The 22,354-nt window shown below is 59.3% G+C and carries 18 protein-coding genes; 10 read left to right on the forward strand and 8 right to left on the reverse strand.

Annotation, left to right across the window (positions count from 1 at the left end; genetic code table 11):
- Positions 1–34: 34 nt before the first annotated feature.
- From ACR0C5_RS18305 to ACR0C5_RS18320, 4 genes are all read left to right on the forward strand, one after another.
- Entirely contained in the window at positions 35–1,708 is a 1,674-nt protein-coding gene (locus ACR0C5_RS18305) for a sulfatase-like hydrolase/transferase (protein ID WP_480878272.1), read from the forward strand.
- An 89-nt stretch (positions 1,709–1,797) separates the two neighbouring features.
- Positions 1,798–3,315: a 2,3-bisphosphoglycerate-independent phosphoglycerate mutase gene (gene gpmI / locus ACR0C5_RS18310; protein WP_480878274.1), complete on the forward strand. Its 1,518-nt coding sequence runs from the start codon at positions 1,798–1,800 to the stop codon at positions 3,313–3,315.
- Entirely contained in the window at positions 3,312–4,442 is a 1,131-nt protein-coding gene (locus ACR0C5_RS18315) for a murein hydrolase activator EnvC family protein (RefSeq protein ID WP_480878276.1), read from the forward strand. Before gpmI ends, ACR0C5_RS18315 begins: the two co-directional genes overlap by 4 nt.
- A gap of 6 nt (positions 4,443–4,448) precedes the next feature.
- Positions 4,449–5,789, forward strand: coding sequence for a S41 family peptidase (locus ACR0C5_RS18320; protein ID WP_170789846.1), 1,341 nt, complete (start codon positions 4,449–4,451; stop codon positions 5,787–5,789).
- A gap of 39 nt (positions 5,790–5,828) precedes the next feature.
- On the opposite strand, the gene ACR0C5_RS18325 is transcribed toward ACR0C5_RS18320, so the two are convergent.
- The 3 genes from ACR0C5_RS18325 to ACR0C5_RS18335 form a co-directional block, all read right to left on the reverse strand.
- Entirely contained in the window at positions 5,829–7,355 is a 1,527-nt protein-coding gene (locus ACR0C5_RS18325) for an MFS transporter (RefSeq protein WP_480878278.1), read from the reverse strand.
- A gap of 77 nt (positions 7,356–7,432) precedes the next feature.
- Positions 7,433–7,792 carry a hypothetical protein gene (locus tag ACR0C5_RS18330; protein ID WP_170785606.1) on the reverse strand — a complete coding sequence of 120 codons (360 nt, stop codon included), beginning with the start codon at positions 7,790–7,792 and terminating at the stop codon, positions 7,433–7,435.
- A gap of 10 nt (positions 7,793–7,802) precedes the next feature.
- Positions 7,803–8,561 carry a DUF6478 family protein gene (locus ACR0C5_RS18335; protein WP_480878280.1) on the reverse strand — a complete coding sequence of 253 codons (759 nt, stop codon included), beginning with the start codon at positions 8,559–8,561 and terminating at the stop codon, positions 7,803–7,805.
- Between the two features lie 244 nt (positions 8,562–8,805).
- Between ACR0C5_RS18335 and ACR0C5_RS18340 the strand changes: the two genes are divergently transcribed.
- Genes ACR0C5_RS18340 through ACR0C5_RS18355 form a run of 4 tightly spaced genes read left to right on the forward strand, consistent with a single transcriptional unit; the run spans position 8,806 to position 15,056 of the window.
- Entirely contained in the window at positions 8,806–11,904 is a 3,099-nt protein-coding gene (locus ACR0C5_RS18340; protein WP_480878282.1) for an ABC transporter transmembrane domain-containing protein, read from the forward strand.
- Positions 11,891–12,793: a CPBP family intramembrane glutamic endopeptidase gene (locus ACR0C5_RS18345; protein ID WP_170773123.1), complete on the forward strand. Its 903-nt coding sequence runs from the start codon at positions 11,891–11,893 to the stop codon at positions 12,791–12,793. The genes ACR0C5_RS18340 and ACR0C5_RS18345 overlap by 14 nt, the downstream gene beginning before the upstream one ends.
- Before the next feature lie 59 nt (positions 12,794–12,852).
- Positions 12,853–13,785: an acetyl-CoA carboxylase, carboxyltransferase subunit beta gene (gene accD / locus ACR0C5_RS18350; RefSeq protein WP_170773120.1), complete on the forward strand. Its 933-nt coding sequence runs from the start codon at positions 12,853–12,855 to the stop codon at positions 13,783–13,785.
- Positions 13,782–15,056: a bifunctional folylpolyglutamate synthase/dihydrofolate synthase gene (locus ACR0C5_RS18355; protein WP_480878285.1), complete on the forward strand. Its 1,275-nt coding sequence runs from the start codon at positions 13,782–13,784 to the stop codon at positions 15,054–15,056. The genes accD and ACR0C5_RS18355 overlap by 4 nt, the downstream gene beginning before the upstream one ends.
- A 76-nt stretch (positions 15,057–15,132) precedes the next feature.
- Here ACR0C5_RS18355 and zapE read toward each other — a convergent pair whose 3' ends face one another.
- Positions 15,133–16,191, reverse strand: coding sequence for a cell division protein ZapE (gene zapE, locus ACR0C5_RS18360; RefSeq protein ID WP_480878287.1), 1,059 nt, complete (start codon positions 16,189–16,191; stop codon positions 15,133–15,135).
- Between the two features lie 147 nt (positions 16,192–16,338).
- Here zapE and ACR0C5_RS18365 point away from each other — a divergent pair, with 147 nt between their 5' ends.
- The gene (locus ACR0C5_RS18365) at positions 16,339–17,574 is read left to right on the forward strand and encodes an MFS transporter (RefSeq protein WP_480878289.1); all 1,236 of its coding nucleotides are present in this window, start codon (positions 16,339–16,341) and stop codon (positions 17,572–17,574) included.
- An 89-nt stretch (positions 17,575–17,663) separates the two neighbouring features.
- On the opposite strand, the gene ACR0C5_RS18370 is transcribed toward ACR0C5_RS18365, so the two are convergent.
- The 4 genes from ACR0C5_RS18370 to ACR0C5_RS18385 all read right to left on the reverse strand — a co-directional run bounded on the left by ACR0C5_RS18370 (position 17,664) and on the right by ACR0C5_RS18385 (position 21,436).
- Positions 17,664–18,119 carry a YaiI/YqxD family protein gene (locus ACR0C5_RS18370; RefSeq protein ID WP_480878291.1) on the reverse strand — a complete coding sequence of 152 codons (456 nt, stop codon included), beginning with the start codon at positions 18,117–18,119 and terminating at the stop codon, positions 17,664–17,666.
- Positions 18,116–19,564 (reverse strand): Si-specific NAD(P)(+) transhydrogenase, encoded by a 1,449-nt coding sequence (gene sthA / locus ACR0C5_RS18375; protein ID WP_170785590.1) that lies wholly within the window; start codon positions 19,562–19,564, stop codon positions 18,116–18,118. Before sthA ends, ACR0C5_RS18370 begins: the two co-directional genes overlap by 4 nt.
- A gap of 3 nt (positions 19,565–19,567) precedes the next feature.
- Positions 19,568–20,401 (reverse strand): S-formylglutathione hydrolase, encoded by an 834-nt coding sequence (gene fghA / locus ACR0C5_RS18380; RefSeq protein ID WP_480878295.1) that lies wholly within the window; start codon positions 20,399–20,401, stop codon positions 19,568–19,570.
- 105 nt (positions 20,402–20,506) lie between these two features.
- The gene (locus ACR0C5_RS18385) at positions 20,507–21,436 is read right to left on the reverse strand and encodes an AEC family transporter (protein ID WP_170789836.1); all 930 of its coding nucleotides are present in this window, start codon (positions 21,434–21,436) and stop codon (positions 20,507–20,509) included.
- 192 nt (positions 21,437–21,628) lie between these two features.
- Between ACR0C5_RS18385 and ACR0C5_RS18390 the strand changes: the two genes are divergently transcribed.
- Entirely contained in the window at positions 21,629–22,249 is a 621-nt protein-coding gene (locus ACR0C5_RS18390; protein ID WP_170773104.1) for a TetR/AcrR family transcriptional regulator, read from the forward strand.
- The last annotated feature ends 105 nt before the right edge of the window (positions 22,250–22,354 follow it).

Here is a 22,354-nt window from a genome sequence, read left to right on the forward strand (position 1 = left end):
AGCCTAAGCCCCGGACGATCAAAGGGGCGTATCCGTGGCAAAAGCCAAAAACATCCTGTTCATCATGTTCGACCAGCTGCGCTGGGATTACCTGAGCTGCTACGGCCATCCGCATCTGCATACTCCGAATATCGACCGGTTGGCGGCGAGGGGTGTGCGATTTGACAGGGCTTATATCCAATCACCCATTTGCGGCAGCTCTCGCATGTCGACCTATACCGGACGCTATGTGCATTCGCACGGCGCCTCGTGGAACGGCATCCCACTGAAGGTTGGCGAGATGACGATGGGCGATCACCTGCGCAGGGCTGGGATGGAGTGTTGGCTGGTCGGCAAAACTCATATGCGCGCGGATGCCGAGGGGATGGCCCGACTGGGTCTGGAGCCTGACAGCCTGATTGGGGCCCGTGTGGCCGAATGCGGTTTTGACGTGTTCGAACGCGATGACGGGATGCTGCCCGAGGGGCCGGATGGCTATTATGATCCGGACGGCGCGAAAGAGTACAACAATTACCTCGCTGCCAAAGGTTATGAGAGTGACAACCCGTGGCACGACTTTGCCAATTCTGGTCTGGATGCAGATGGCAACGTTTTGTCCGGCTGGTTCCTGAAGAATTCGACCGAGGCCGCAAATATCGCCGAGGAAGACAGCGAAACCCCATATCTGACCGGGCGCGGGATCGAGTTCATTGATACCCATGACGGCCCCTGGTGTTGCCATCTGAGCTTCATCAAACCCCACTGGCCTTATATCGTGCCCGAGCCCTATGCCTCGATGTACGGCCCCGATGACGTGCTGCTGGTAAACCGGTCTGAAGCCGAGCGTGACAACGCGCATCCCGTTCTGCGTGCTTTCATGGACACAAAGATTGGCCAGACATTCTCGCGGCAGGATGTGCGCGAGGCGGTGATCCCCGCCTATATGGGTTTGATCAAACAGGCGGATGACCAGATGGGCCGCCTGTTCGACTGGATGGAAAAAACCGGCCGGATGGAGGACACGATGATCGTGCTGACCTCGGATCACGGCGATTTTCTGGGCGATCACTGGATGGGGGAGAAGACGTTCTTCCACGATGCCTCGACCAAAGTGCCGCTGATCATCTATGATCCATCGTCCGCCGCTGACGCCACGCGCGGCACGGCCTGTGATGCGTTGGTGGAATCCATCGATCTTGCCCCGACCTTTCTGAATGTAGCCGGTGGCGCAGATGCCTCGCATATCCTCGAAGGGCATTCCCTGTTGCCGATCCTGCATGGGACACAGGCGGAAACTCCGCGGGATGTGGTGATTTGCGAATATGATTATTCGGCCTCGCCGCTAGCAGAGAAACTTAATGCCTCGGTCCGCGATGCGGTGATGTTCATGGTCGCCGACAGGAAGTGGAAGCTGATCCATTGCGAGGGTGGCCATCGTCCTTTGCTGTTTGATCTGGAAAACGATCCACAGGAATTGACCGATCTGGGCGACAGCGCCGACCACGCCGACGTCATCGCGCAGATGTATGAGCATCTGTTTACGTGGACCCGCAGGCAATCTCAGCGCACCACGCGGTCCGAGGCGCAATTGATCGAGATGCGGACCAAAAGCCGGGGCCGGGGGGTTGTTGTCGGCATCTACGACGAAAACGACGTGCCGTTGGAGTTGACGGTGAAATACCGAGGCCGCAAAGCGCGCCCGTATCGGGATATTGTCGGCAAGGATTAAATTCAGCGCGTCTGCGCCAAAAGGCGGTTCACCCGGCGTCGGGCAAGGGGTAAAAGGTCAGGCAAGAGCAGCAATCCCGGAGAGTCCGAATGACCGCCCCCAAACCTGTCGTCCTGTGCATTCTTGATGGTTGGGGTTTGTCCGAGGACACCGAGGCCAACGCCCCCTATCTGGCGCAGACCCCGACATTTGACGCGATCATGGCGCGAGGGCCGCACGCGCAACTGATCACACACGGGCCTGACGTGGGTCTTCCCAGCGGCCAGATGGGCAATTCCGAGGTCGGCCATACCAATATTGGCGCAGGCCGCGTGGTGGCTATGGATCTTGGGCAGATTGATCTGGCGATCGAGGATGGGTCATTTTTCGAAAATCAGGCGTTGCAGGCCTTCATCGCCAAGGTGAAGGCGGCGGGCGGCACGGCGCATCTGATGGGTCTGGTCTCGGATGGCGGCGTGCATGGGCACCTGAACCACATCGTCGCGGCGGCCAAGGCGATCACGGATGCGGGCGTGCCGGTGGCGTTGCACGCGGTGACGGATGGGCGGGACGTTGCGCCGAAATCGGCCGCGCCCTTTGTTGCCGAACTGGAAGAGCGACTACCCGAAGGCGCGCAGATCGTCACCGTCAGCGGGCGCTACTATGCCATGGACCGCGACAATCGGTGGGAAAGGGTCAGTCAGGCCTATGCTGCCATGATCAACGGACAGGGGCGGGCGGCTAGCACGGCGCATGGGGCCATCGACCACGCTTACAACCAGTCGGAAACCGATGAATTCATCGTGCCCACGGTGCTGGACGGGTTCGATGGGGTGACGGATGGCGACGGGTTCTTCTGTCTGAACTTCCGCGCCGACCGCGCCCGCGAAATCCTGCGCGCGATTGGCGAGCCGGGTTTTGCCGATTTCGACACCGGGCCGCGTCCGCATCTGTCGGCTTTGCTGGGAATGGTGGAATACTCAGACGGCCACAACGCCTATATGACCACTGTATTCCCCAAGCGAGACATCGTGAACACCCTCGGTGAATGGGTGGCCAAACAAGGTCTGCGTCAGTTCCGTTTGGCCGAGACCGAGAAATACCCCCATGTCACCTTCTTCCTCAACGGTGGCAAGGAAACCCCCGAGGTGGGCGAAGACCGCTATATGCCCAAATCGCCAAAAGTAGCGACCTATGATTTGCAGCCCGAGATGTCGTCGGCCGAGGTGACAGCCAAATTCGTTGAGGCGATTGAAGAGGGCTATGACCTGATCGTCACCAACTATGCCAACCCCGATATGGTCGGCCATACCGGTGATCTTCAGGCAGCTATCAAGGCGTGCGAGGCGGTGGATCAGGGCTTGGCGCAAGTTGTTGCGGCGCTGACCAAAGCAGGGGGCGCGATGATCGTGACGGCGGATCACGGCAACTGCGAGGTGATGGTCGACCCTGAAACCGGTGGGCCGCATACGGCGCATACGCTGAACCCGGTACCCGTGGCTTTGGTCGGCGGACCCGAAGGCGCCACGTTGCGCGAGGGGCGGCTGTCGGATCTGGCACCGACACTGTTGGACCTGATGGGGCTGGAGCAGCCTCAGGAAATGACCGGGCGCAGCTTGCTGTCATGAGGGCGCTTCCGGTTCTGCTCGCAGCCCTTCTGGCAGCCCCGCTTTACGCGCAGACGGACCCTTCCACTGCGGCGCTGAACGCGGCGCGCCAGCTCGAGGCGGCCTCGATCGCGCTGACCGAAGCTGACAGCGCGCGGGATCGGGTGCGGGCGTTGACCACCACGGTGCAGGCTTATGAGGCCGGGTTGACGGCGATGCGCGAAGGCTTGCGCAAGGCCGCTACGCGCGAGGCGCAGCTGACCGCCGAACTGCACGCGCGGGAAAAGGATGTGGCGCAACTGTTGGGTGTGTTGCAAACGATCGAGACCACAGCGCCGCCGGTTTTGATGCTGCACCCGTCGGGCCCGTTGGGGTCTGCGAGGGCGGGCATGATGTTGTCCGAGGTCACGCCGGGCCTGAATGCCCGCGCTCAGGCGCTGGCCAGTGACCTGCGAGAGGTTCAGACGCTACGCCAATTGCAGCAAAGTGCGACCGAAACCCTGACCGAAGGTCTGGTGGGTGTGCAAATCGCCCGAACCCAACTAAGCGCCGCGATTGCCGACCGTACAGACCTGCCGCGCCGCTTTGTCGAAGACCCTATTCGTACCGCCATCTTGATTTCCTCGACCGAGACTTTGGAAGGCTTCGCAAGCGGTCTGTCCGAGATTTCCGAGGGTGAGATTGCCGCCACCAATGCCGATGTATCCGACCGCAAGGGTCAGATCGACCTGCCGACGCAGGGGATCATCCTGCATCGCGCGGGCGAGACCGATGCCGCAGGCGTGACCCGCCCCGGCATTGTGATGGGCACCCGGCCCCGCGCGATTGTTACATCGCCCACGGCCGCGACGATCCGCTATCGCGGGCCGCTGCTGGATTTGGGCAATCTGGTGATATTGGAGCCGCAACCGGGTCTTTTGTTCGTCTTTTCCGGCTTACAAGAGGTGTATGGAGAGACGGGTCAGGTGATCCCGCAAGGCTCACCCGTTGGGTTGATGCCAGGTGAAACGCCGGAAATCGGCGCTATTTTGTCAACAAGCAGTGATGGTACTGGAACTGACCGCTCAGAAACGCTCTATATAGAGGTAAGACAACAAAACAGCCCCGTGGACCCGGAATCGTGGTTTCGGACCGACAAGGATGGATAACCGAGTATGAAGAAATTTGTGATGGCCGGTTTGGCCGGAACCGTGGCAGGCATTATCGCAACCACTCAGATTGCAGGCCCCTTGCTGGCGCAAGAGGCCGAGAACAAGGCGAGCGTTTATCAGCAACTTGACCTGTTTGGGGACATTTTCGAGCGTATCCGTTCGCAATATGTCGAAGAGGTTGAGCCCGAAGATCTGATCGAAGCGGCGATTGACGGAATGCTGACCTCGCTTGATCCCCATTCCAGCTACCTGTCGCCCAGCGATGCAGAGCAGATGCGTGTTCAGACGCGCGGTGAGTTTGGCGGGCTGGGGATCGAGGTTACGCAGGAAGAAGGCTATGTCAAAGTGGTCTCACCCATCGACGACACTCCGGCTGATGAGGCCGGGATCGAAGCGGGCGATTTCATCACCCATGTGGATGGCGAAAGCATTCTGGGCCTGACGCTGGACAAGGCGGTCGATCTGATGCGCGGGCCGGTGGGCTCGGAAATCGTGATCACCGTAGTTCGTGAGGGCGAGCAGGAGCCTTTTGACATCACCATTGTCCGCGACACGATCAAGCTGACTGCCGTGCGCGCCCGGACCGAAGGTACCAGTGTCGTTCTGCGTGTGACGACGTTCAACGACCAAACCTTCCCCAATCTGCAAGAGGGCCTGAACGAGCAGATCGAAGAGATCGGCGGCATCGACAAGGTCAACGGCGTTGTTCTGGACCTGCGCAACAACCCCGGTGGTCTGCTGACGCAGGCGATCAAGGTTTCAGACGCATTCCTGAACGAGGGCGAAATCGTTTCAACCCGTGGTCGTGACCCGGGCGAGGGTGAGCGGTTCAACGCCACCGCCGGCGATCTGGCCGAAGGCAAGCCGATCGTGGTGCTGATCAATGGCGGGTCGGCCTCAGCCTCGGAAATCGTGGCGGGTGCGCTGCAAGACCATCGCCGGGCGATTGTCGTGGGCACGAAGAGTTTTGGCAAAGGCTCGGTCCAGACGGTCATGCCGCTGCGCGGGGATGGTGCGATGCGTCTGACGACGTCACGCTATTACACGCCGTCGGGACGCTCGATCCAGGCGCTTGGGGTCAGCCCGGACATTATTGTGGAACAACCGCGTCGCGCTGCGGATACCGAGGAAGAGGAAACAAACCCCCGCACCCGGTCCGAGGCCGATCTGCGTGGCAGCCTGAACAATGACAGCCTCAGCGAGGATGAGATCCGTCAGATCGAGGAAGACCGCGCCAAGGCTGAAGAAACCGCCGAATTGCGGGAAGAGGATTACCAATTGGCCTATGCCATCGACATCCTCAAAGGTCTGTCGGCCTTCCGGCCCAACGGCCCGTCCCAGTAAATCGAAGGGCCGCTCCAGGGCGGCCCTTTTCTTATGAACTTAGCTTTCGACCTTCCGCAGCTTCTCTTCATCCAGCATCGTCGCGAGGATCATACCGACCGAGACCGAGATGGCGGCGAAGACAAAGGCCATGTTCATGCCGCTGTCAAACGCCGATGCGATAGCGGTTTTCACCTGTTCGGCCTCTGTCGGGGTCAGCTTGGCCATCACGGTTTTGGCGGAATCGGTAGTCAGCGTGCCGCCGTTGATGGCCCTTTGATCCGCATCGGACATTTTGATGCCATCCACCGCAAGCTGTTTGCCAAGGCTGGAGAGGCTGGTGGCATACATGATCGCGGTGGCGAACGCGACTGAGATGGCACCATAGACGAGATGGGTCATGAAGCTTAACCCGCCAACAAGCCCGGCGCGTTCGGGTTTGACCGCACTGACCGCAGCCGTACCCGATGGCCCCACTGTCAGCGTTGCGCCCAGCCCGATCATGGCCATGCCGGGCAGGATCTGGAAATAGCCCAGCCCTGTAGGCATCGCCACGATGCTGAGCGCCCCTATGGTGGCAATGAGATAGCCCCAGAACAACAGCCGCTTCGGCCCGAAGTCGTTATAAAGCGTCCCAGAAACGATCGACCCGATCGCCAACAGTAAAGTCAGCGGGGCCAGCCCAAGCGCTGAATGAAAGACCGACCAGCCCAGAACCTTCTGCATATATTGCGGGAAATACAGCAGCCCGACAAAGGCGGCTGAGACGTTGAACATGTTCAGACCCAGCGTGATCAGAAACTCTCGGTTCTGCATCATTTGGGGCAGCAGCAGCGGCTCTTTCACACGCTTTTCGATTATGGGGAAAGACAGGAACAGCACGGCGCTGACGAAGAACACCATCAGCAGTGGCGGCGAGGCCCAACCCCAATCCGCGCCCACATCCAGCCCGTAAAGCAGCAGCAGGACCGCCAAGGACAACAGAACCATTCCGGCGATGTCCAGATGCTCACCCTGTTTGTGCTGTTTTTCACGCTCCATCAGGATCAGTGCCGTAATCATCGAGATGGTCGAGAATATGACATTGGCCAGGAAGAACAGCCTCCAATCACCGAAACTGACCGCTGCGCCGCTGATCAAGGGACCAAACACATTGCCACTGGTGACACCCGCCAAGATCATGCCCATGACCAAGGCCCGCTGTTCAGGCTTGGCGATCTTGGTGGCGCCAAAGGCCAGCGCGCAAGGCCAAACACAACCTGCGCCGATACCTTGCAAGGCGCGCGAGAGGATCAGGAAATCGAGGCTGGGGGACAGAAAACACATGACCGAAGAAAACAGAAAGATCGACAGCCCGATCAGCATCATTTTGCGGTGGCCAAACATGTCCCCCATCCGGCCTCCGGCCACCATGGTCATGGCAAAGAACAGGGCGTAGATGTTTAATACCCATTGGGTCGAGGTGATGTCCGCGTCAAAGCTGTTTTCGATCGCGGGGACCAGTATCAAGGCGCCGGTAAAGTCGATCCCGATGCCAAACCCTGTCACCATCAGGGCGATGACCTTGATAATACTCGTCCGGTCCATACCAATACTCCACCAATCGCCTATCGGTTCATGATGCACGGAAAACGCTGGAAAGATAGGGGCTTGGGTCGCAGGCGTCAGGTATCGGACTGTTGCGACCGGCGAAAGGCGCGTTTCAGAAGGTCCAGTTCCGCGCGCAGCAGGTCAATCTCGGCCCGCAGATCGTCCGCCGCAGGAACCCCTGCAATGATGGTGAAATCGCCCAGTTTTTCTGAACTGTCCCGATCTAGGATGACAAAGCTGTGCACCCCGTCCGACAGAGCCGAGTTCGGGACGGGAATAGCCAGCGCCCAGCCATCGGGCGAGGCAGTCAGAGTTACGCCGTCCAACACCTCATCCCGGTAGTGAACTGAGACGTGCGGCTCGGCTGAGGATGTGATCAGCCCTTGCCAGATTCCGTTTTCCAGTCTGAGCGGCGTCAGGATGGGGTGCGTCATGATATGGGCCTCATAATTCGGCGCGATGGTGGCGGCAGAAGGTCAGTTCGCGCACAAAAATGCGGTTCATCGTCGGGGCGTCAAAGATGAGATCTAGCCAGATCTTGTCGATCCGCCGCTCGTTCAGGGGGAGGTGGGCCAAATCGAAATCGACCCCGCCTGTTCGGTTTGGGTCTAACTCCCTGAGAACCTGTTCGGTATTGGGGCCGTGCTGGATGTTCAAACGGGCCATTCCGTGTGTATCGCGTTCCGCCTCGATCTGCGCATCGACCCGTATCAGGTGCTGCTTGGTCAGACCCTGCGCGGCATCTGCGGGCAACGCGACGGACAGGGACAGAAAGGAGCCTGCGAATTCGAACACCTCGAGACTGAGCCCAAAGGGTGCCAGATCATTGTCGCGCCGGTTGCGCGTCTGGCGCAGGCTGATTTCCGACAGCGCGCAGTCGTGAAACAAGGTAGTCTGACCGTCCAACGGTGTTCTGCGCGGGGCCGAGGCCAGCCCGCTGCGCGACAGCGGTTCGCGCCAGAGGTCGGGGCGCCAGCTCCAATCTGTGCCAAGGGGTTTGGCGAATTGGTTTGATCCGATCAGGGGCCGCGTCAAACGGCCATCCGCCGCATGGATCAACCGGTCCAGATCGGCGCGCAGCTTGCGCGCTTCGTCTCGCTGGTGGCGCAACTGGGCGGGGGGTGTGTGCCCGGCCATCTGTGCGGCCTGCCGCCAACGGGCCTGCACCTTGCGGAAAATATAGCGATCCAGAAATTTGCCCATGGTCCCCGTCATCTTTTGTTGACCACTGTTTAGTCAATGACGGTGGTTAGGATAAAGCCGAAACCCGGAAATATCGCGTTAATTCCGGCGGCACAGCCGGGTTTCGGCTGGGCAGGCGGGTTGCGATCTGATACCCGCAGGGCCGTTCTTGCAATCGCGTGGACCAATGCGTACCGTCCGGCACCTGATTGCTGTAGATCATCCGAAAAAGCGCGTATCAAAAAACTTGAGGCAAGGCCGGGGTATGGAACCCACTCTTTTTTCGTTCATTTGGAAGTATTCGAAGAAGCAACAGATTGTGCTGTTGGTGCTGACGGTTCTGTCCTTCCCGTTTCTCTACGCCTCGTTGGAGTTGCCCAAGCAGATCATCAACGATGCCATCGGTGCGCCCAGCGATACGGTGACGGTGCTGGGGATCTCGTTCACACAGGTCCAGTATCTCTTGATTCTGTGCTGCGCGTTCTTGCTGACGGTGATCATCAGCGGGCTGATGAAGATGCGCATCAACACGATGAAGGGCGTTCTGGCCGAACGGATGCTGCGTCGGCTGCGGTTCACACTGATCCACCGTACCATGCGCTTCCCAAAATCCTATTTCCAGACCACCAGCCAGGGTGAGCTGGTGTCGATGATCACCTCCGAGGCAGAGCCGATGGGAGGGTTGATGGGCGATGCGATTGCCCAGCCGGTGTTCCAGTTCGGGCAGATGATGACCATCGTCACCTTTCTATTCATGCAAAGCGTTTGGTTCGGATTGGCCAGCATCGCATTGATCCCGCTTCAAGCGTGGATCATTCCCAAGCTGCAACGGCAGATCAACCTGCTGAATAAGGACCGCATCCAGGAGGTGCGTCATCTGAGTTCGGAAATCGGCGAAAGTGCCGCGGGCATCAGTGATCTACGCACCAATGGGGGCTGGCGATATCGTCTGGCGCTGTTCAGTCATCGGTTGGGCACTTTGTTCGAGATCCGGTTCAAGATCTACAACAAGAAATTCTTCATGAAATTTCTCAACAATCTGATCACTCAGATGACGCCGTTCCTGTTCTATTCGGTTGGCGGCTATCTGGCGATCAAAGGAGAGGTTACGGTGGGCGCGCTGGTTGCGGCGCTGGGAGCCTACAAGGATCTGAGCGGCCCGTGGAAGGATTTGCTGACTTATTACAATCAGGTGCAGGATATGTCTCTGCGCTGGGAAATCGTGACCGAGCGGTTCGCGCCGGACAATATGATTCCAGAAAACCTGTTCGTGGGCGAGCCAGAGACGATTCCACACCTTACGGGCGTAATTCAGTTGCGCAACGTGACAGTCCGCGACGATGACGGCAAAACGATCCTTGAAGATATCGACCTGACGATCCCCAAGGGCGCGCGGGTTGCGATCCAATCTTCGAACGCGGCCGAGCGCAGTGCGTTGGCTCAGGTCCTCACGCGCGAGTTGCTTCCGGTGCAAGGCGATGTGACCATTGGCGGGCACGATCTGCAAGGGTTGCATCAGGCGGTGATCGCGGCCCGGATAGGCTATGCCTATTCGCGGCCCTATCTGTTCGACGGGACCTTGGGGGACAATCTGCTGATGCCCCTGCGCACCCGTCCGAAACATGCAGAAGAGGCCAAAAAAGCGCCGACACGTTGGCAGATCGAAGCGGAACGCGCCGGAAACCCGGTGGATTCCCTGTCGGACGAGTGGATCGATCCCGCGCTGGCCGGGTTAGAGGATATCGACGACATCCGGGACTGGTGGTTCCAGCTGGTCGAATCCATGGGCATTGACGAGTTCATGTTCCGCCGGACTTTGCGGTCTCAGTTCGATCCGGTGCAGCACCCGTCGTTGGCGCGTGAAATTGTCGATCTGCGCAGCCGCGTGGCTGAGCGGTTGCAGCAAAAGGGGCTGGACCGGTATGTCTACCGCTTCGACCCGGATCTGTTCAACCCGGCGGTTCCATTGGGGGGCAACCTGCTTTACGCCGCGCCGTCGCATGATATTTCGCCCGATATTCTGGCGGGCGACCGGCGGTTCATGTCGATGTTGCGGGCACATGATTTGGATGACGACGCGATGGGGATCTCCAGCGCGGTGCTGAAGACACTGAACCGAACTTTCGGACGGGATGGCACCGATCACCCGCTATTCCTGCGGTTGGGCATGACCAAGGACATGTATTACCGCCTGCTGGATATCGAGGAACGGCGCAAGCTGAAGGGTGAGGCCGGGATCACCGATCAGGAACGCGCGCTGCTGTTGACCGTTCCTTTCCTGTTGACGGCGGAACAGATTGGTCCCGATTTCCCCGACGAATACAAGGAGAAAATTCTGGCCATCCGCAGCGGACAGGCGGACCGTCTGCGCGCGCATCTGAAGGGCATGTTCATCCCCGTCACGCCTGACGCCTATATCGAGCGTATGACGGTCATTGAGAATGCGCTCTTTGGCCGTATCTCGTTGATGGCGGGCGCGCATGCGGATGAGATCGAGGATGTGGTGGCCGATATCTTGAACGAGGCCGGTCTGCGCCGTCGTGCGGCGGCGATCATCTATGACTTGCCCTCGGGGCTGGGCGGAAACAACCTGCCGACGGTGTTTCAAGAGCGCGCCGCCTTTTCGCGCGCTGGAATCAAGCGGCCCGATGTCTTAATCTTGGACAAGGCGCTGGCCAGCCACGATTCCGAAAGCCGACTGCGGACGCGGTTGAAACTGCGAGAGCTGTTGCCCGACTCGATCATGATCTTCATGGAAGATCACTTTGCCCATCCCGAGGCTTACGACCTGTTTGTCGAGATCAAGGATGGCCGTATCGACGGCGTCTCCAAGACGCGAACCCTGGACGAGGTGGACACGACTGAGGATCTCAGCCGCAAGCTCAAGATCATATCCTCGACCGAGCTGTTCGCCGGCATGGATGGCCGCAACCAGCGCCTGCTGGCTTTTTCGGCGCAATGGTACCATGCCACGGCTGGTCAGGTCATCTTTTCATGCGGTCAGGCACCGGATGCGGCCTATCTTTGCATCTCGGGCCGAGCCAGCCTGGAATGGCCCATCGAGGGCGGCACCTCGCGGCAGGTTTCGGTTATTGAACCGGGCCGTCTGATCGGGGATTTGTCCATCATCACTCGGGACCCCCGTCAGTTGGACCTTGTGGCGCTGGAGGAGTGTTCCTTCCTGCGCATTGGTGCCGAAGAGTTCCGCGCCGTGGTCGACAGCGACGCGGGTGTTGCCGTTCAGTTGCTTGAAACTGTTGCCGGGTATCTGACCTCACTGGCCAACCGGGTGAACGAGACCAAGGACCCAACCATCTTCCTGGAAGATCCCGGCCAGCCCGAGAGCGTAAATGAACGTGCCTGAGATTAGCTCGCCCCGCTACGGGTCGCATGAACAGCTTGTGGCCCCGGCTCGGGCGCGCGCTGAGATTTGGCGTCTGTTGGCGGGGTTGGGCATCGTCGCAGCCGTTGTCATTGCCCTGAATCTGGCGCTTCTGATCGTCATTTCAGCTATAGGGTCCTACGAATGGGCCGAGGCGTTTTTGTCCGGTTCCTCACCGTTGTCCATGTTGGTTCTGCTGAGCAGTTTCGCCTTTGTGACATTGGGCGTTCGACTGGCGGTCCGCCGTCTTCACCAAAGGTCGCTCGCGTCTGTTTTGGGCCCACTAGGTCAAAGTGTTGCACAGTTCTGGGTCGTCTTGCGCGCATTGGTGGTGCTTGGTGTCGTCATCACGGTGTTGCCGCCATATGATATGGGGGCCGCTTTCGTTCCGAATCTGGCCTTGTCGACATGGCTGTTGTTTCTGCCCCTGTCTTTAGGTGCAGTTCTGATTCAAACCAGCGCAGAAGAGTTTTTGTTTCGCGGCTATATGCAACAAGCCCTCGCTGCGCGATTCCGGTCGCCTGCGGTGTGGATACTCGTCCCATCTTTGCTGTTCGGAATAGGCCACTACGCCCCCGGTACCGCCGAAGGGAACGCCGGGCTGATTGCGCTTTGGTCTATCATGTTTGGCGTTTTCGCGGCTGATCTCACCGCGCGCTCAGGCACGTTGGGCCCTGCGATAGCACTCCATTTCTTCAACAATACCGTGGCGTTGCTGTTCATATCGTTGCCCGACAGCCTAAGCGGCCTTGCCCTTTTCCACCTGCCTTACGACATGTCCGATACCGGTATATTGCGGCAATGGCTTTACGTGGATTTCGCCATCATGACCGTCAGTTGGCTGACCGCGCGCCTGGCACTCAGGCGTTGATTGCATTTCTTTCCGTTGCGCCTTATTTGACGTCAAAGCCGCATTAGCAAGGTTCCGACATGAACTGGATCACAAACTACGTCCGCCCCCGGATCAACTCGATCTTTTCGCGCCGCGAGGTTCCCGAAAACCTTTGGCACAAATGCGATGAATGCGGAACGATGTTGTTTCACCGCGAACTGGCGGCAAACCAGAATGTTTGCACCCAATGCGATCATCACATGGCGATCACCCCACGGGAACGCTTTGCTCACCTGTTCGACGGCGGTATCTTTACCGAGGTAGAGGTCCCTGCGCCCAAAGACGACCCGCTGCAGTTCCGCGATCAGAAGAAATACCCCGACCGCATGAAGGCGGCGCAGAAAAAGACCGGCGAGAAAGAGGCGATGCTGGTCGCTGCTGGTGAAATCGGCCGTACTCCGATCATCGCTGCGGCGCAGGACTTTTCCTTCATGGGCGGTTCGATGGGCATGTATGTTGGCAACGCCATCATTGCCGCCGCGCAAGAGGCGGTTAAGCTGAAGCGCCCGCTGATCCTGTTTTCCGCCGCAGGTGGCGCGCGGATGCAGGAAGGCATCCTCAGCCTGATGCAAATGCCGCGCACGACTGTGGCGGTCGAGATGCTGAAAGAGGCGGGCCTGCCTTATATCGTCGTCCTAACTCACCCGACCACCGGTGGCGTCACCGCGTCCTATGCAATGTTGGGTGACGTGCACATTTCCGAACCCAACGCGCTGATCTGTTTTGCCGGGCCGCGCGTGATCGAACAAACCATCCGTGAAAAACTGCCAGAAGGCTTTCAGCGCGCTGAGTATCTGCTGGATCACGGTATGCTGGACCGCGTCACCAAGCGCACCGAAATGCGGGACGAGTTGATCACCATCACCCGGATGCTGCTGAACCAGCCGCCGGCAGTGAAAGGCGATCTGCCCGCGCCAGCTCCGGAAGAAGCACAGCCCGAAGCACTGGCTGAACCTGCGGACGAAAAATGACCTCACCGTCTTCTGACGTCATCCTCGACCGGATGATGGCACTGCATCCCAAGATCATTGACCTGACCTTGGATCGGGTGTGGCGTCTGCTGGCCGCGCTGGATAACCCGCAAGAAATGCTGCCCCCGGCGATCCATATCGCCGGGACCAACGGCAAAGGCTCAACCCAGGCGATGATCCGCGCAGGGCTCGAAGGGGCAGGGCTGTCGGCCCATGCCTATACCTCGCCGCATCTGGCCCGGTTCCACGAACGTATCCGCTTGGCCGGAGAGCTGATCTCGGAACCTGCCCTGACCGAGGTGCTGGACGAATGCTACGCTGCCAATAACGGCGAAAACATCACCTATTTCGAGATCACGACCTGCGCCGCCCTTCTGGCTTTCGCGCGCACACGGGCTGATTACACCCTGCTCGAAGTGGGTCTTGGCGGGCGTCTGGACGCCACCAATGTGATCCACGAACCCGCAGTTACGGTGATCACGCCCGTGTCCATCGACCACGAACAGTTCCTTGGCGATACACTGGGCAAGATCGCGGCGGAAAAGGCCGGGATCATCAAGCCTGGCGTGCCCTGCATCGTCGGACCCCAACCGGACGAGGCGCTCGAGGTCATCGAATACACCGCCGCCCGTCTTGGCGCACCGCTGTTGGTTCACGGCCAGCATTGGCATGTGCACGAGGAAAACGGACGCCTGATCTATCAGGACGAAACGGGTCTGCGCGACCTGCCTCTGCCCAACCTGTTGGGCGCGCATCAGATCCAGAACGCAGGTGCCGCGCTGGCGGTCCTGCGCCACCTGAACCTGGGCGATGACGCCTATGAGGCCACCGTCACCCGCGCCGAATGGCCAGCCCGGATGCAGCGCCTGAAAACCGGCCCGCTCGTTGATGCCGCTCCCCAAGCAGAGCTATGGCTGGACGGAGGCCACAACGCCGCTGCCGGGATCGCCTTGGCCGATGTGCTGGCGAAACTGCCTAAATGCCCCACCCATATGATCTGCGGGATGCTCAACACCAAGGACGTCACCGGATACCTGGCTCCACTGGCCGCACAGGCCCAAGGCCTGACTGCCGTTTCCATACCGGGAGAAGCCGCCACGCTTAGCGCCGAAGACACCGCATCCGCGGCCGCCAAAGTCAATCTGCCGGCCACTACTGCAAACAGTGTCATGGATGCTTTAACCGCCATCGTCACGGATGACCCGCAAGCCCGCGTCCTGATCTGCGGCTCGCTCTATCTGGCTGGTCACATCCTACGCGAAAACGGCTAACTCCCGATCCGTGCCGCTTCATCTGGCCAAAAATATCCCGGGGGAGGCGCGCAAGGCGCGTCGGGGGCAGAGCCCCCTATGTCCCCCAATCTTGTGCTTGCATCTCACGTAGACGCGAGGCAGTCCGTTCAAATTCAAACGTCCCTTCACCCTCGACATACAACATCTCAGGTTCCGCGGCCGCCGAGCAAATCAATCGCACCTTCGCTTCGTAAAGCGCGTCAATCAACGTCACAAAGCGTTTCGCCTCGTTAAAATTGTTGCGCGACAGGCGGGGAATGTCCTCCAACACAAGCACTTTGATGGCTTCTGCAATGGCCAGATAATCCGCAGGCCCCAACATCCGCCCACATAGATCGTAGAAGCTGGCGCGCGCCACCCCATTTCGAAACGCCGGTAGCTCGACCGCGCGACCATTGACCTGCAAAACCAAGGGATCAGCCTGACCCCCGGACAAGTCCTGCCACATAGCCCGAACGCTCTGCCGCGCCTCAGGTCCAATCGGGGTGAAATAGACCGGCGCTCCTTCCAAACGGTTCTGGCGATAGTCGGTGGGCGAGACCAACTCCCACACCTGAAGCTGTTCCTTGATATGCGCGATGAACGGCAGGAACAGCTGCCGGTTCAGGCCATCCTTATACAAATCGTCCGGGTGCCTGTTCGAGGTCGTGATCACCGCCACCCCGCCCGCATGCAGCAGGTCGAACAGACGTCCCACAATCATTGCATCGGTGATATCGGTGATCTGCATCTCATCAAAAGCCAGCAGGCGGATGGATTTCACAACCGCATCGGCCACCGGGGCCAACGCATCCTCGACGCCATCGGCGCGGGCTTTGTGCATCCCGGCATGGATTTCCTGCATGAAGGCATGAAAATGAACGCGTCGTGCGGGAATATCCTCCAGCGCATCAACAAACATGTCCATCAGCATCGACTTGCCGCGCCCAACGCCGCCCCACAGATACAACCCCTGCGGTGCAGGTGGGGCCTTGCGGAAAAATCCGCGTTTAACCGGGGCGGCCAGAGCCTGACGGATACGTTCGAAATGAGGAAGAACAGCCTCTTGCGCATCGTCTCGGGTCAGGCTGCCATCGGCAATGCGTGCCTCGTAAAGCGAAATCAAATCCGTCATATTCCGAGGCATACCCGCCGCGCAGCCCGTTGAAAAGCGGCCATTCCCGCGACGCATCAATTTTGCTGATCCGAAGTCCCAAAACTCCTGAATTGACCACGTCAAGATTTCCTCTACCGTCCTTGGACCAAACCGTCCGAGGGCCCAATGCCGCAATACGAACGCCTGCTGAACCCGATCCTGATCGTTGGCTGCATCATCATCACGGTTAGCTTTGCCGTACGCGCGTCGTTCGGGGTGTTCCAGATTCCGATCGCCGACGAATTCGGCTGGCTGCGCACCGACTTCTCGATGGCGATTGCGATTCAGAACCTGGCCTGGGGGATCGGCCAGCCGATCTTTGGTGCGCTTGCGGAAAAAATTGGTGACAGGCGCGCGATTGTTCTTGGAGCGCTGACTTATGCCGCGGGCATGGTCCTGACCGCATGGTCGGTGACACCGTTCGAACATCAACTATACGCTTGGCTTGTAGGTTTTGGCATTGCCGGAACCGGGTTTGGTGTAATCCTGGCTGTTGTCGGGCGGGCGTCTTCGGATCAGAACCGCTCGATGTCTCTGGCTATCGTGACGGCAGCGGGCAGCTTTGGACAGGTCCTTGGCGCCCCCGCAGCCGAATGGATGCTGAGCTTTCTGCCCTGGCAGCAGGTTTTCATCATCTTTGCGCTGCTTATTCTGGCCCTTGTCCTGACCTTGCCTTTCATGCGCGCGCCGCAAGCGGCCACCAAGGCCGAGTTGCAGGACAGCATGGGTGAAATCCTGGCGCGCGCTTTCCGAGACCCATCTTACGCGCTCATTTTTCTAGGCTTTTTTAGCTGTGGCTACCAATTGGGTTTCATCACCGCCCATTTCCCCGCCTTCGTGACTGAGATGTGTGGGCCGATCCAACCAGGAGGAGTACTGCACGCCGTCGGGATCACGACAACATCGGCGCTGGGGGCTGTGTCGATTTCTCTGATCGGTCTGGCTAATATAGGCGGCACACTGGTAGCGGGTTGGGCGGGTAGCCGCTTTCCCAAGAAATATCTGTTGGCCGGGGTCTACACGGCGCGGACACTTGCGGCCGCTGTCTTCATCGTCTTTCCGATTACACCGATCTCTGTCATCGTCTTTTCTCTGGTCATGGGGTCGCTATGGCTGGCCACAATCCCGTTGACATCAGGGCTGGTCGCTCATCTTTATGGGTTGCGGTATATGGGTACGCTCTACGGGATCATCTTTTTCAGTCACCAGATTGGTAGTTTTTTGGGCATTTGGTTGGGGGGCCGCATGTATGACGCTTATGGCGACTACACGATGGTCTGGTGGATCGGCGTTGCCATCGGTGCTTTCAGCGCAATCGTTCACCTGCCCATCCGCGAAAACCGTACCCCTGTTCCAGCGTGACCATGGCCTTAAAAACCGCAGCGCGACACGCGCTGCCCGGCCCAACCGGAGGTGACGCATCTTTGATGCGGCTTCGACGGGCGGGAGCGCTACGCCCTTTGTGCCGCGCGTAACTCCCGTTCCAAAGCGTCCAGAAACCGGGATCGGTCGGCCCTGTTGAACGGTTTCCCTCCGCCACCATCGCCCAGCGGATTGGCCGCGCGCAGGTCGGCCATCAGATCGCGCATCGCCAGTTGCTGGCCGATATTGGCGGCGGTGAAGGCCTCGCCATTGGGGCGGAGAACCCGAGCACCGGCTTCGACGCATTTCGCGGCCAGCGGGATGTCGGACGTCACCACCACATCGCCGACACCGCAGCGCTCGGCTATCCACTTGTCCGCCTCGTCCGCGCCCTCAGATACGACCACAACCTGTACCAAAGGATTGGCCGAGGGGCGCAAACCCCCGTTTGACACCAGTGCCATCGGCACCTTGTGCCGGGTCGCCACACGTTCGGCCTCGGCTTTTACCGGGCAGGCATCGGCATCGATATAAAGCGTGGTCACGCCTTTTTCGCCTGTTTCGCTGCGGGTTTTTTCTTGACCTTGAACTCTTCGGGAATGGGCATTCGGTTGAACGCATCCAGCCCGGCGATTTTATAGGCTTCGGCCAGTGTCGGATAGTTGAACGTGTTCTGCACAAAATAGTCCACGGTGCCCTTCAGGTTCAGCACGGCCTGCGCGATGTGGATCAGCTCGGTTGCGCCTTCACCAACGATCTGCACCCCCAGCACCCGGCGGGTCTTCAGCGAGAACAGCATCTTCAGCATCCCGTGCTCCAGTCCCATGATGTGCCCGCGCGAGGTTTCGCGGAACCGCGCCACGCCGACCTCATAGGGGATACCGCGTTCTTGAAGCTCTTCCTCGGACATGCCGCAGGTGGAAATCTCGGGGACGGAGTAGATGCCGTAGGGGTACCACGGGCTTTCCGGCAGGGTTGGGGTCTCCAGCGCATGACAGGCCGCGACGCGACCTTGTTGCAGGGATGTGGATGCCAGAGAGGGATGCCCGATCACGTCGCCTGTCGCATATATATGCGGCACAGCGGTTTGATAAGTCTTGCGATCCACCGTGATCCGGTTGCGGTGATCTGTCTCCAGACCCACCGCCGACAGGTTCAGGGCCGATGTCGCGCCCATGCGCCCGGCGGCAAACAACAGCATCTCTGCCCGCACGTGGCGGCCATTGTCCAGCGTGACTTCCACATGGCCGCCGGCATCCTCGATCTTTTCGACCGCCGAACCCAACCGCAAGTCCACGCCGTTTTCGCGGATCTGATGGGTGAAATCGTGGATCAACCGGCTGTCGATGAAGTCCAGAAATGTCTCGCGCGGCTCGATCAACGTGACCCGCACATCCAGCGCCGAGAACATGGTGGCATATTCCACCCCGATCACGCCCGCGCCGATCACGCAGAGCGACCGGGGGATCTCGTCCATTTCAAGAAAATCGTCGCCGTCCACCACGGTCTTGCCGTTGAAGGGCACATAATCGGGCCGGTAGGTCTTGGTTCCGGTGGCGATCAGGAACTTGGCGGCTGTCAGCCGGGTCGTCTTGCCCGCATCCGTTGCAACCTCGATCTCATGCGGGCCGACGAATTTCGCCAGACCGTTCAGCGTTTCCACGTGGTTGCGGTTGAACTGGTGTTCCAGAACATCGACCTCGTGATCCAGCGTCATGTGCAACCGGGCCTTGAGGTCCTCGGCCCGGATTTGGTCTTTCACCCGATAGGACCGCCCATAGAAACTGCGCTCGCGCCAGCCCGAGAGGTTCAGCACGGTTTCCCGCAGGGTCTTCGACGGGATCGTACCGGTGTGAACCGAAACGCCGCCCAAGCGGTCTTTGCGGTCGATCACCAGCACCCGGCGTTGCAGTTTGCCTGCCTGAATCGCAGCCGCCCGCCCCGAAGGGCCAGACCCGATGATGATCAGGTCGTAGTCGAAATCGCTCATGCGTTAGTCTCCGTACAGCGCCTCGGCGTGGAAGGTGATATGATCTTCCATGAAGGTCGACACAAAGAAATATGAATGGTCATAGCCCGGCTGCAAGCGATAGGTTGCCTGTTGGCGACGCTCTGCAATCGCCTGCGCCAACGCCTCAGGGCGCAGCAGGTCCATGAATTGATCGCTGGCCCCGGTGTCGATCAGGATGGGGCCGTCAAAGCCTTTTTCCTTCATCATCAGCGAGGCGTCATGTTTGGTCCATGCGGCCTCATCATCACCCAGATAGGCGCTCAACTGCTTGCGACCCCAATCGGCCCCCGTCGGGTTCGAGATCGGCGCAAAAGCCGAGACTGAGCGATAGCGCCCCGGCAGGTTCATTGCCAGCGTCAGCGCGCCATGACCGCCCATCGAATGGCCTGTGATGGCTTGGCGCTCCATGTCGATGGCAAAGTTTTCAGCCAGCAGGGCGGGTAGTTCCTCGGCCACGTAATCCCACATGTTGAAATGCGGGGCCCAAGGGGTTTGGGTCGCGTTCACGTAAAAGCCCGCACCTTGGCCCAGATCGTAGTCCTCGTGATCGGCCACGCCCTCACCACGCGGAGAGGTGTCGGGAAACACAACCGCAATCCCTTGTTCTGCCGCCCACGCCTGCGCGCCCGCTTTGGTCATCGCGTTTTCATGGGTGCAGGTCAGGCCCGAAAGATACCACAGGACTGGAACTGGGCCGTCCTTGGCCTCGGCAGGCAGAAACAGGCCAAAGGTCATGTCGCATTGGCAAGCGGTCGAGGCATGGCGGTAGACGCCCTGTACGCCTCCGAAGCAGGTGTTTTCCGAAACGGTTTCCATCTGGCTTGTGTCCTTACATTGGGGTTGCGCCATGGCTAACCGCCCAAAAGCCGCACGTAAAGTGCGGTGGACACTGGGTGCGCGCATTTTTCGGAAAGGTGATGGTCAGGGCGTGCTGACCCACGCGATGACCAGCGGAACGGTCAGGATACTTGCGGCGGTCGACAGAAGGATAGCCGCCGATGCCCGATGAGGGGCGACGTTATAATGCGCGGCCAGCATATAGACATTTCCGGCGACCGGCAGCGCAGCGGCGGCAATGGCCACCGAGGCCGGAAAGGCGGCAATTGGCATGATCCACAGCAAGGCCACCGCCACACAGGCGGGATGAACCACCAGTTTGCAAAAACTCAACCACCCGGCGACCTGAACCCGTTCTGCGGATTTGGAGGCCAGCGACGCCCCGATGGCGAAAAGCGCGCCGGGTGTGGCTGCACCGCCAAGAATGGTCAGAAAGTCATTCAATGGCGCTGGGACAGGAAACTGCATGGCGGACCACAGCATTCCGGCCGAGATGGACACGATCATCGGGTTTTTTACCAGACCCAGTCCGATTAGTTTGAACGTGGCCGGGGCCAACCGCCCGTCGCGACCTGCATTGATCAGGATCACGATCAGCGACGAGAACACCACCAGATCAACGGTCAGCACCAGCATGACGGGGCCGATCGCGGCCTCGGTGAACAGAAGCGCGAGCATCGGAAGGCCCAGAAACCCCACGTTGCCGATAGCCGCGCACTGTGCCTCGACCGCGGCGGTTGGAATGTCGAGCCCGCGCAGCCAAGCGACGCAAGTGGCCAGTCCGTAGACGGCCACCGTGCCTATAAGATAGCCGATGACAAGGCGCGCGTTGAAAATCTCGGCGAAAGGCAGAGTGGCGGCAAACCGAAACAGCATCGCCGACAGGGCGAAATAGAACACGAATTTTGTCAGATAGGCCGTCGCCTCTTCGGTAAAAAAGCGGGTGCGACCGGCCCAGTATCCCAGGCCGATGATCGCGAAAAAAGGCAGGGTGCGCAAAAAGATATCGACCATGGCCGAAGTGTTAGCACGGTTTGGCAGAACGACAAGGCCGCGTATGTATGGTCATGGGGATCAAAGACCACGTTGGATACGTCTAGACAAAATTACCGGTTTTGTAGGGTTTCGGCGGCATCATTTTGTGCGAATCGTTGTGTCTGAACTAAACGGTTTATAAACTTTAACCTCTTCATCAACGGAGTGAGCATGTCAGAACCAGCCGCCATTTTGCGCACCGGACGCAAGTTCGATCAGGTATTGCGCGGTGCGCGCGAGGTGTTCATGGCGGATGGGTTCGAAGGCGCAAGTGTTGATGACATCGCGCGCGCGGCCGGGGTGTCAAAGGCGACGCTTTACAGCTATTTCCCTGATAAACGTCTGTTATTCATGGAAGTTGCGCAGACAGAATGTACCCTCATGGCCGAACACGTCGTGTCGATGGTGGACGATACGCTGCCGGTGCGCGACGTTCTGTTGATCACGGCCAAACAGTTGACCGCATTTCTTGTATCTGATTTTGCGCAACAGGTTTTCCGTATTTGCGTGGCCGAGCGCGACAGGTTCCCGGAACTGGGCCGCGCGTTTTTTGAGGCCGGGCCGAAACGCGGTACCGGCCACATTGCGGAGTATCTGCAACTGGCAGTCAAAAATGGCGAATTGGCGATTGAGGATGTGCAACTCGCGGCCGAGCAGTTCTCGGAGTTGTGTAAGGTGCGGATCTGGGCGCGGGCCGTTTTTGGAATTCAGAACCAGTTTTCGCAGGACGAAATAGATGCGGTCGCCTTGCAGGCGGTCGACATGTTCATGGCAAATTACGGGGTTCGATAGGTCGGGATTTGGTTAAACTTTAGGCATTGGGACGTGGCTCTGCGCGTCGCCTCAAGGCTGGGTTTGACTGCGCCGGAATAATAGCGAACCATCGGGTGTATGAAA

Source organism: Ruegeria sp. N8 (assembly GCF_056531325.1).